Raw genomic sequence first — 9,591 nt, 5'->3', positions numbered from 1 at the left:
CCTGGCCGGTCTGCTCCTCGAGCACGTCCGTCAGCGGGCACCCCGCGCTCGTGAGCGTCATGTGGATGACGAGGGCGTCGTTCTCCTCGTCCCAGGAGAGGTCGTAGATGAGACCGAGGTCGACGACGTTGATCCCGAGTTCCGGGTCCACGACGTCCTTGAGCGCCTCGGTGACCTCGTCGTACTTCTCTCCGGTCAGCGTTGCCGTCATGCCTTCAGCCTACGCTTCGATGGGAGCGGCAGGGTCGAGGAAGCGGTCGTAGCCCTCGTCCTCGAGACGGTCGGCGAGCTCCGCGCCGCCCTCTTCCACGATCTTGCCGGCGACGACCACGTGCACGAAGTCGGGACGGATGTAGCGCAGGATGCGCGTGTAGTGCGTGATCAGCAGGACGCCGAGGTCGGTGTGCTCCTTGGCGCGGTTGACACCCTCGGAGACGATCTTGAGCGCGTCCACGTCGAGGCCGGAGTCGGTCTCGTCGAGCACGGCGATCTTCGGCTTGAGCACCTCGAGCTGAAGGATCTCGTGGCGCTTCTTCTCGCCGCCCGAGAAGCCCTCGTTCACGTTGCGCTGCGCGAACTTCGGATCCATGCGCAGGTTCGCCATGGACTCCTTCACGTCCTTGGTCCACTGGCGGATCGAGGGCGCCTCGCCGTCGAGCGCGGTCTTGGCGGTGCGCAGGAAGTTGGTGACGGTGACGCCGGGGATCTCGACCGGGTACTGCATCGCGAGGAACAGGCCGGCGCGGGCGCGCTCGTCGACGCTCATCGCGAGGACGTCCTCGCCGTCGAGGGTGATGGAGCCGCCCGTGACGGTGTACTTCGGGTGACCGGCGATCGTGTACGCCAGGGTCGACTTGCCGGACCCGTTCGGGCCCATGATCGCGTGGGTCTCCCCCGTGCGCATGGTGAGGGTGATGCCGTTGAGGATCGGCGTGGTGCCCGCCTCGGTCTCGACGGTGACGTGCAGGTCCTTGATCTCCAGGACAGTCATGGATGGTTCCTTCGTATTCGTGAAGCTTCGTGTGCGGGCGCCGGGCTCAGAGGCCACTGACGTCCTTCGTGACGGTGGGGTCGATCATGAGGTCGTCTCCGACGATCTCCGTGACGTACACCGGGACCGGCTCGTAGGCCGGGAGGTTCAGGGGCTTGCCCGAGCAGAGCGAGAACGCGGAGCCGTGCGCCCAGCACTCCAGCGTCGTGCCCTCGACGAACCCTTCCGACAGCGAGATGTCGCCGTGCGTGCAGGTGTCGCCGATCGCGTGGATCTGGCCCTCGGAGTCGAGCACGACCGCGATCGGCACGCCGTCGAGTTCGACGCGCAGCGGAGTGTCCTCCTGCAGGTCGCTCACGGCGCAGGCCCGCTGGGCGGTCACGCGTTCACCGCCTGCAGCTCGAGCTCGATCGCGGCGAGCAGCTCCTCCTCCAGGGAGGGCACGCCGAGACGCTGCACGATGTCCGTGAGGAAGCCGAGGACGACGAGGCGGCGAGCCTCCTCCTCGGTGATCCCCCGCGCCTGCAGGTAGAAGAGCTGCTCGTCATCGAAGCGTCCGGTGGCGCTGGCGTGACCCGCGCCGAGGATGTCGCCGGTCTCGATCTCGAGGTTCGGGATCGAGTCGGCGCGCGCGCCCTCGGTGAGAACCAGGTTGCGGTTCGCCTCGTACGAGTCGGTGCCGGTCGCGTCGGGTCCGATCAGCACGTCGCCGATCCAGACGCTGTGCGCGCCCTGGCCCTGCAGGGCGCCCTTGTACAGGACGTCGCCGACCGTGTGCGCGCCCTTGTGGTGCAGGTAGACCTGGCTCTCCAGGTGCTGACCGGCATCCGCGTAGGACAGGCCGTACAGGCGCGCCTCGGATCCGGCGCCGGCGAGCTCGACGTTCGGGTTGACCCGCACGACACCGCCGCCGAAGCTGACCACGAAGTGCGTGAGCGAGGCGTCGCGATCGACGCGGGCCTGGTGCGACGACGCGTGGATCGCGTCATCGGCCCAGCGCTGCACGCTGACCACGGTCAGGCGCGAGCCGTCGCGGGCGATGACCTCGACGTTCTGCGCGTACTGGGCGGCGCCGTGGTGGTCGAGCACGATCGTGGCACGGGAGTTCGGCATCGCCTCGATGAGAATCTGGCCGAAGGCGCGCTTGCCCGCGTCCGTGCCGTCGATGCGCAGCACGATCGGCGCGTCGATCTCGTCGTTCTGAGGGATGCGCAGGTGCAGGCCGCGGCGGGCGTGCTTCCACGCCAGCGCGCTGGGCAGATCCTCGGGGCGGAAGAACTCCCCGTAGGCGCCTTCCTCATCGGGGACGAGGAAGGCCTCGACGTCGTCGAGGTCGATCGAGACGGCGGAGTCATCGCCGGGCTCGTCGGCCATGAGACCGGCGAGCTGAGCGACGGGCGTGTGCTTCCAGTTGACCTCGCGGCCCGTGGGCGCACCGAAGTCGGCGGGGTCGTACGAGTGCGGGCGCTCGGAGCGGGTCTGCACCGGAACGGTCTTCTCCGCAGCCACGAGCTGGGCCGCGGGGTCGATGTGGGCGTGCGTGTCCTGCGCCTCCGCGGGCGCGGCAGTGGGGGCCGTCATCTCAGCCGACCGATCCTTCCATGCCCATCTCGATGAGCTTGTTCAGTTCCATCGCGTACTCCATGGGCAGCTCGCGTGCGATCGGCTCGATGAAGCCGCGCACGATCATCGCCATCGCCTCGTCCTCGGGCATGCCACGGGACTGCAGGTAGAAGAGCTGCTCCTCGCTGACCTTCGAGACCGTGGCCTCGTGGCCGAGCTGCACGTCGTCGACGCGGATGTCGATCGCCGGGTAGGTGTCGCTGCGGGACTTGGTGTCCACGAGCAGCGCGTCGCAGCGCACGGTGTTGGCGGAGTGGTGCGCGTTCGCGTCCACCCTGACCTCTCCGCGGTAGCCTGCGCGACCGCCGCCGCGGGCGATCGACTTCGACACGATCGACGACTGCGTGTACGGCGCCATGTGGATCATCTTCGCGCCGGCGTCCTGGTGCTGACCCGGACCGGCGAAGGCCACGGAGAGGGTCTCGCCCTTCGCGTGCTCGCCCATCAGGTAGATCGACGGGTACTTCATCGTCACCTTGGAGCCGATGTTGCCGTCGACCCACTCCATGGTCGCGCCCTCATGCGCGACCGCGCGCTTGGTGACCAGGTTGTAGACGTTGTTCGACCAGTTCTGGATCGTCGTGTAGCGCACGCGGGCGTTCTTCTTGACGATGATCTCGACCACGGCCGAGTGCAGCGAGTCGCTCTTGTAGATCGGAGCGGTGCAGCCCTCGATGTAGTGGACGTAGCTGTCCTCGTCGGCGATGATCAGCGTGCGCTCGAACTGACCCATGTTCTCGGTGTTGATCCGGAAGTAGGCCTGCAGCGGGATCTCGACGTGGACGCCCTTGGGGACGTAGACGAAGGATCCGCCGGACCACACCGCGGTGTTCAGTGCGGCGAACTTGTTGTCGCCGGCGGGGATGACCGTGCCGAAGTACTCCTCGAAGAACTCGGGGTGCTCGCGCAGCGCGGTGTCGGTGTCCATGAAGATGACGCCCTGCGCCTCCAGATCCTCGCGGATCTGGTGGTAGACGACCTCGGACTCGTACTGCGCGGCGACGCCGGCGACGAGGCGCTGGCGCTCGGCCTCGGGGATGCCGAGGCGCTCATAGGTCTCGCGGATGTCCTCCGGGAGGTCCTCCCAGCTCTGCGCCTGCTTCTCGGTCGAGCGCACGAAGTACTTGATGTTGTCGAAGTCGATCTCGCTGAGGTCGGCGCCCCAGGTCGGCATCGGCTTGCGGCCGAAGAGCTGCAGACCCTTCAGACGGGTCTTCAGCATCCATTCCGGTTCGCTCTTGAGCGCCGAGATGCCCCGCACCACGTCTTCGGACAGACCGCGTCGTGCGGTCGCGCCGGCGGCATCCGTGTCGTGCCAGCCGAACTCGTACACCCCCAGACCATCCAGCTCCGGGCGGTCGATCAGCACATCCGACATCACACTCTCCTCTTGGGCCGTAACGGTTCATCCGCCCCGGCACACCGCCGATCCCGTCGAGTCTGCAGGGAACGGGTGCCGCTTCTGGGCCCTCATCATGGACGCAAAGCATTCGCGCCTAAACTGTGTTGTCGATGGCAGTGCCATGTGCGTTCCGCGCTCCTGCGACCATCGCCAACACCTGAGATTCTACAGGTTCCCTCCGACATCCGGGCCGCAGTGCGCCCGCCGGAAGGGTTCCGGAGGAGCCATGCCCGAGATCGCACCACCGTCCGCCCCCCGCACCCGCTCCGGATTCCTGGGCCGAGTCCATGATTGGCTCCCCGATCGCGTGGACCTCCGCGTGCGGATCGCGGCCTGGGTGTCACTCATCCTCGAGGTCGCGATCGTCGGCACCGGCGGCGCGGTCCGTCTCACCGATTCGGGCCTCGGCTGCGAGTGGCCGCTGTGCACGCCGGACTCGCTGTTCCCCACGGCCGCGCAGAGCTATCACTCGCTCATCGAATTCGGGAACCGCGGGCTCAGCTTCTTCGTGGGCCTCGCCGCGATCGCGGTGATCGTCCTCGTCTCGCGGATCAGGGCCGAGCGCCGCGATCTCTGGATCATGTCCTGGATCATCTTCGCCGGCGTGCTCGTGCAGGCCGTGGTCGGCGGAATCCTGGTGATCTTCCAGCTGCACCCGAACATGGTCGCCTTCCACTACCTGGTCTCGCTCGTGCTCGTCGCGGTGTCGGCGGCCTTCGTGGTGCGGATGGGGCAGCCTCGGGGCGCACGGGAGCGCGCCGTGCCCAAGGGCGTGGCCATCCTGGTGCACATCACCTCCTTCGTGCTGGCGCTGACGGTGATCTTCGGCGTGCTCACCACGGGCGCGGGTCCGCACTCAGGTGACCCCGCCGTGACGCTGCGCAACGGCTTCGACGCGACGATCCTCGAGCACGTGCACTCCTGGCCCGCCTACGCGCTGTTCGCGCTCACCCTGGCGCTGCTCGTGATCGCGCTCGCGAACTCGCTCACCGCAATCCGCAACGCCGTGATCCTGCTGCTCGCGATCGAGCTCGTGCAGATCGCCGTGGGCCTCTATCAGGCTCGCAACGCCCTGCCCCCGCTCGCCGTCGGCGTGCACATGGTGCTCGCAGCGATCCTCGTCGCGGCCTGCACGTCGCTCGGGCGGCGGCTGAAGCGCCCCGCGCCGACGCCTGCTGCCGTCGGCGCCGAGGACGCGGGCACCGCCGGCGCCGCCTCCGCGACCGCGCGCGGCTGACCGTCGCTCCTCAGCCGGCCGCCCGCTCGGCGCCGGGGCTTCCGTCCTGCGCCCACGCGACCCCGAGCGCGAACAGGGTGGCGACGCCGTAGCGGTCCATCGCGGCCGCGATCCTGCGGCGCCCGGTGCGCGGGGTGATGCCGAGCGAGCGCGACGCCGCGTCCAGGGTCATCCCGCGGCGCATGCGATGCAGCAGCTGGCCATAGCCGCCCGGATCCTTCTCGACGGGACTGGCCTGCTGCCACAGCTCGGCGAAGTAGGCCTTCGCGATCCCCGCGATCACGGGACTCGCGACGGCCAGCACGCTCTGCGGCGCCTTGTCGCCCCACACCAGCGGCACCCCCGTGACATCCAGATCGTCCACCCAGAACCAGCTCGGAGGATCCGCCAGCATGCGGAACTCGACCCCGGAATCGCCGAAGGCGCGCACCATCGCCGTCAGCTGATCGTCCAACGGCATCGCGGGGATGATCGCCTGCACCGACGAGTACGTGGACATCGCACGGGCGAACGACCTGCTGCGCTCCGGGCTGCTCGCACGATACCGGTCGAGGTCGGTGAGAACGGCGCGCACGCGACCGCCCGAGCCCACTCGCGACCCCTGCACGGCGAACCACAGGTCCTCCGCCGCGTGCGGCCCGTGCGCGCTCTGCAGCGACAGACGGTCCCGCGCGACCGCCTCGCCGAAGCTCCACGACGAGGTGCGGCGCGCGACGGCGTCCACGATCGCGGTCAGCCGCTCGCTGCGCGCCTGCGCCTCGGCGCGCTCCGACTGCAGCACTCGCTCGATCGCGATCGCCGCCGCATGCACGGGCGGATTGAGCAGGATCACCCCGTCCTGGAGAGACAGGCTGCCCTCCTCCGCGAGGCGTTCCAGGCTCGCGCGCGTGGCGTCCGGCCCGAGGCCGGACTGCGCGACGACGGCGTCGACGTCGCGCAGCCGCTCGCGCAGCAGAAGATCCAGCAGGTCGTCGTCGGTCATGATCATGTCCTCTTGCGGACAGCGCACGAACCGGACCTTGCGCCGTCCTGTTCAGGTCGGTTGGAATGTGTCCTGGACGCTAGCAGGGTGTTCCGGATCAGGGACGGATCCGCACCCGGCGTGCTGGGGACGCCGGTCCCGGTGCCTGGGCGCCGGGACCTCTCCCCCGGCGCGGCAGCGCGCCGCGCCGCCCTCGACGGGACCGTACGCGTCGCTGCAGACGCATACCGGCCTCATAGGCGACGCAGATCGGACGCACGAGTTCGCCGGTGAGGCTGGATCCATGACACGCGTACTGAACCGAAGCATCCCGTTCTGGATCCTCCTCGCCGCCTCGATCGCCCTCGTCGTCGCGGGGCTCCTCACCGTCCTCGACCATCTCGGCACCATGACCGCCACCCTCAAGGACGGCAGCGCGACGGGGCTCGAGGTCTACGGCGGGCAGTCCTGGATCGTGCTCGGCGCGGCTCTGCTCGGCGCGGGAGCGCTCGGCGTGCTGCTGACCCTCGCTCTGGCGGTCGTCTCGTCGCTGCTCGGCGCCGCGACCGCGAAACCCGTGGAGATCGCGCCGCTCGCGGTCGACGACCTCGAGCAGGACGTCGATCCTGAGGGAGCCCTCGACGCACCCGCCGCGCCGCACGAGATCGAGCAGGAGCAGCAGCAACGGGCCGAGGCCGACGATGCGCCGGCCGATGAGGCTCAGAACGGGAGCAGCGGGTCGACCGCGACGGCCACGAAGATCAACGTCAAGTAGGTGATGGAGGCGTGGAAGACGCGCATCGGCTTCGCCGATGCGCCCTTCACCGCCTGCGAGTACAGCCGGTGCGACTCGTACACGAACCAGCCGCCGAAGACGAGCGCGGAGACCGAGTAGACCAGCCCCATGCCCGCGACCGGGATCAGCAGGAGCGAGCAGGCCAGCGTCGCCCACGCGTACAGGATGACCTGCAGCCCCACCTGGGATGCGGACCGGGTGACGCCGAGCATGGGAACGTCGACGTCGTCGTAGTCGTCCTTGTACTTCATCGACAGCGGCCAGTAGTGCGCGGGGGTCCACAGGAAGACCAGCACGAACAGCACGAAGGCGGGCCAGTCCAGCGATCCGGTGACGGCCGCCCAGCCGATCAGCACCGGGAAGCACCCCGCGATGCCGCCCCAGATGATGTTCTGCTCGGTGCGCCGCTTCAGGATGAGCGTGTAGATCACCACGTAGAAGAAGATCGCGGCAGCCGACAGCACGGCGGCGACCCAGTTCGTGGTGAGCCACAGCCAGGCGGTGGAGAGCACCGCGAGAACCCACGAGAAGATCAGCGCGCCGCGCGGCGAGACCTCGCCGGTGACGAGCGGACGCTTCTCGGTGCGATGCATGTGGGCATCGATGTCGCGATCGATGTACATGTTGAACGACGCCGCGGATCCGGCGCTCATCGAGCCGCCGATCACGGTCGCGGCGACCAGCCAGAGATTCGGCAGGCCGTGCTGCGCGAGGAACATCACCGGCACGGTGGAGACGAGCAGGAGCTCGAGCACACGCGGCTTGGTCAGCTCGATATAGGCCTTGACGGTCCGCTTCAGAGAGCGCTCGGCGGCGACGGACTCGATGGTGGTCGCGATGCTGACCGCCTCCTTCATGCGCACACGGGAACGCTTTCATCCTACGCCACGACGGAGTCCGGCCCGTCCCCTCCCGCCCCGCCGGACGCCGCCGCCGACGGCGCGCGCAACATAGTGTCCTGACCGGCCACGCGGCCATGCGACCGCACTATGCTGAAATCACTCGCGCGCCCGTCGACGTGCCACGCCCTCCGTGACCTCGCGGCGAGCGTGCCATGCAGACAGCCGGGCGCCCTCACTGTCTTGGAAAGGGCTCTGGAGTGTCGGAACTGCTGTGGGATGAGATCGATCGACGCGCGGTGGACACCGCCCGGGTTCTGGCGGCGGACGCCGTTCAGAAGGTCGGCAACGGCCATCCCGGAACCGCCATGAGCCTGGCCCCGGTGGCCTATCTGCTCTACCAGCGCGTCATGCGCCACGACCCGGCGGACACCCACTGGATCGGCCGCGACCGGTTCGTCCTCTCCGTGGGGCACTCGTCCCTCACCCAGTACATCCAGCTCTACCTCGGCGGATTCGGCCTCGAGCTGACCGACCTGGAGTCGCTGCGCACCTGGGGTTCGCTCACCCCCGGGCACCCCGAGTACGGCCACACCAAGGGCGTCGAGATCACGACGGGGCCGCTCGGCCAGGGCCTCGCCTCCGCCGTCGGCTTCGCCTACGCCTCCCGCTACGAGCGCGGCCTGTTCGACCCGGACGCCGCGGCCGGCACGAGCCCCTTCGACCACTACGTCTACGTGATCGCCGGTGACGGCGATCTGCAGGAGGGCGTGACGAGCGAGGCGTCCTCGCTCGCCGGCCACCAGCAGCTCGGCAACCTCATCGCGATCTACGACTCGAACCGCATCTCGATCGAGGGCGACACGAACGTGGCCTTCACCGAGGAGGTGCGCGCGCGCTACGAGTCCTACGGCTGGCAGGTCCAGCACGTGGACTGGGTGCGCACCGGCACCTACGTCGAGGACGTGAAGGAGCTCTTCGACGCGATCGAGCAGGCGAAGGCCGAGACCTCCAAGCCGTCCCTGATCATCCTGAACACGATCATCGGCTGGCCTGCGCCCAACAAGAAGGGCACCGAGTCGGTGCACGGCAACGCGCTCGGCGCGGACGAGGTCGCCGAGACCAAGGTCGTCCTGGGCTTCGACCCCGAGCAGTCCTTCGTCGTCGAGGACGCCGTGATCGCGCACACCCGCGAACTCGGCGCCCGCGCGGCCGAGCGTCGCGCCGCGTGGCAGCAGGACTTCGACGCCTGGGCCGCGGCCAACCCCGAGCGCAAGGCGCTCCTCGAGCGCCTCGAGGCGCACGAGCTGCCCGAGGGCATCGAGGACGTGCTCCCCGTGTTCGAGGCCGGCACCGAGCTCGCGACCCGCGCCGCCTCCGGCAAGGTCATCAACGCTCTCGCCCCCGAGCTCCCCGAGCTGTGGGGCGGATCCGCCGACCTCGCCGGATCCAACAACACCACGATCGCGGGCGCGAAGTCGTTCATCCCCGCGGCCTGGTCCACGCATGACTGGGACGGCAGCCCGTACGGGCGCGTGCTGCACTTCGGCATCCGCGAGCACGCGATGGGCTCGATCCTGAACGGCATCGTCCTGCACGGCCCGACGCGGCCGTTCGGCGGCACCTTCCTGATCTTCAGCGACTACATGCGCCCCGCGGTGCGTCTCGCGGCCCTCATGAACGTGCCGAGCGTCTTCGTGTGGACGCACGACTCCGTCGCGCTCGGCGAGGACGGCCCCACG

General features: G+C 69.0%; 10 protein-coding genes. 3 read left to right on the top strand and 7 right to left on the bottom strand.

The window, feature by feature from the left end; genetic code table 11:
* The 5 genes from B7X32_RS14560 to sufB form a co-directional block, all read right to left on the bottom strand.
* Positions 1-211: metal-sulfur cluster assembly factor (locus B7X32_RS14560; RefSeq protein ID WP_292721017.1), on the bottom strand; the 211-nt coding region annotated here is incomplete at its 3' end.
* Between the two features lie 9 nt (positions 212-220).
* Entirely contained in the window at positions 221-991 is a 771-nt protein-coding gene (gene sufC / locus B7X32_RS14555; RefSeq protein ID WP_292721015.1) for a Fe-S cluster assembly ATPase SufC, read from the bottom strand.
* 46 nt (positions 992-1,037) lie between these two features.
* Positions 1,038-1,373 carry a non-heme iron oxygenase ferredoxin subunit gene (locus B7X32_RS14550; protein WP_292721013.1) on the bottom strand — a complete coding sequence of 112 codons (336 nt, stop codon included), beginning with the start codon at positions 1,371-1,373 and terminating at the stop codon, positions 1,038-1,040.
* Positions 1,370-2,572, bottom strand: coding sequence for a Fe-S cluster assembly protein SufD (sufD, locus tag B7X32_RS14545; RefSeq protein WP_292721011.1), 1,203 nt, complete (start codon positions 2,570-2,572; stop codon positions 1,370-1,372). Before sufD ends, B7X32_RS14550 begins: the two co-directional genes overlap by 4 nt.
* A gap of 1 nt (position 2,573) precedes the next feature.
* Positions 2,574-3,992, bottom strand: a complete 1,419-nt coding sequence (gene sufB, locus B7X32_RS14540) for a Fe-S cluster assembly protein SufB (RefSeq protein WP_105687815.1) — start codon at positions 3,990-3,992, stop codon at positions 2,574-2,576.
* A 250-nt stretch (positions 3,993-4,242) separates the two neighbouring features.
* On the opposite strand from sufB, the gene B7X32_RS14535 reads away from it, so the two are divergent.
* Entirely contained in the window at positions 4,243-5,253 is a 1,011-nt protein-coding gene (locus B7X32_RS14535) for a COX15/CtaA family protein (protein WP_292721006.1), read from the top strand.
* Between the two features lie 10 nt (positions 5,254-5,263).
* Here the strand turns inward: B7X32_RS14535 and B7X32_RS14530 are convergent, their stop codons facing one another.
* Positions 5,264-6,235, bottom strand: coding sequence for a hypothetical protein (locus B7X32_RS14530; protein WP_292721003.1), 972 nt, complete (start codon positions 6,233-6,235; stop codon positions 5,264-5,266).
* A 283-nt stretch (positions 6,236-6,518) separates the two neighbouring features.
* Between B7X32_RS14530 and B7X32_RS14525 the strand changes: the two genes are divergently transcribed.
* Positions 6,519-6,989 (top strand): hypothetical protein, encoded by a 471-nt coding sequence (locus B7X32_RS14525; RefSeq protein ID WP_292721000.1) that lies wholly within the window; start codon positions 6,519-6,521, stop codon positions 6,987-6,989.
* Here the strand turns inward: B7X32_RS14525 and B7X32_RS14520 are convergent.
* Positions 6,935-7,867 (bottom strand): heme o synthase, encoded by a 933-nt coding sequence (locus B7X32_RS14520; RefSeq protein ID WP_292720998.1) that lies wholly within the window; start codon positions 7,865-7,867, stop codon positions 6,935-6,937. The two genes, B7X32_RS14525 and B7X32_RS14520, sit on opposite strands and share 55 nt — an antisense overlap.
* A gap of 242 nt (positions 7,868-8,109) precedes the next feature.
* Between B7X32_RS14520 and B7X32_RS14515 the strand changes: the two genes are divergently transcribed.
* Positions 8,110-9,591, top strand: a 1,482-nt coding sequence (locus tag B7X32_RS14515) for a transketolase (protein ID WP_292720995.1), incomplete at its 3' end; no start/stop codon positions are given.

Origin of the sequence: Microbacterium sp. 13-71-7 (assembly GCF_002257455.1) — a bacterium.
GTDB lineage: Bacteria > Actinomycetota > Actinomycetes > Actinomycetales > Microbacteriaceae > Microbacterium.
Note: the sequence above shows the minus strand (reverse complement) of the source record. Positions and strands in the feature narration are given on the sequence as shown.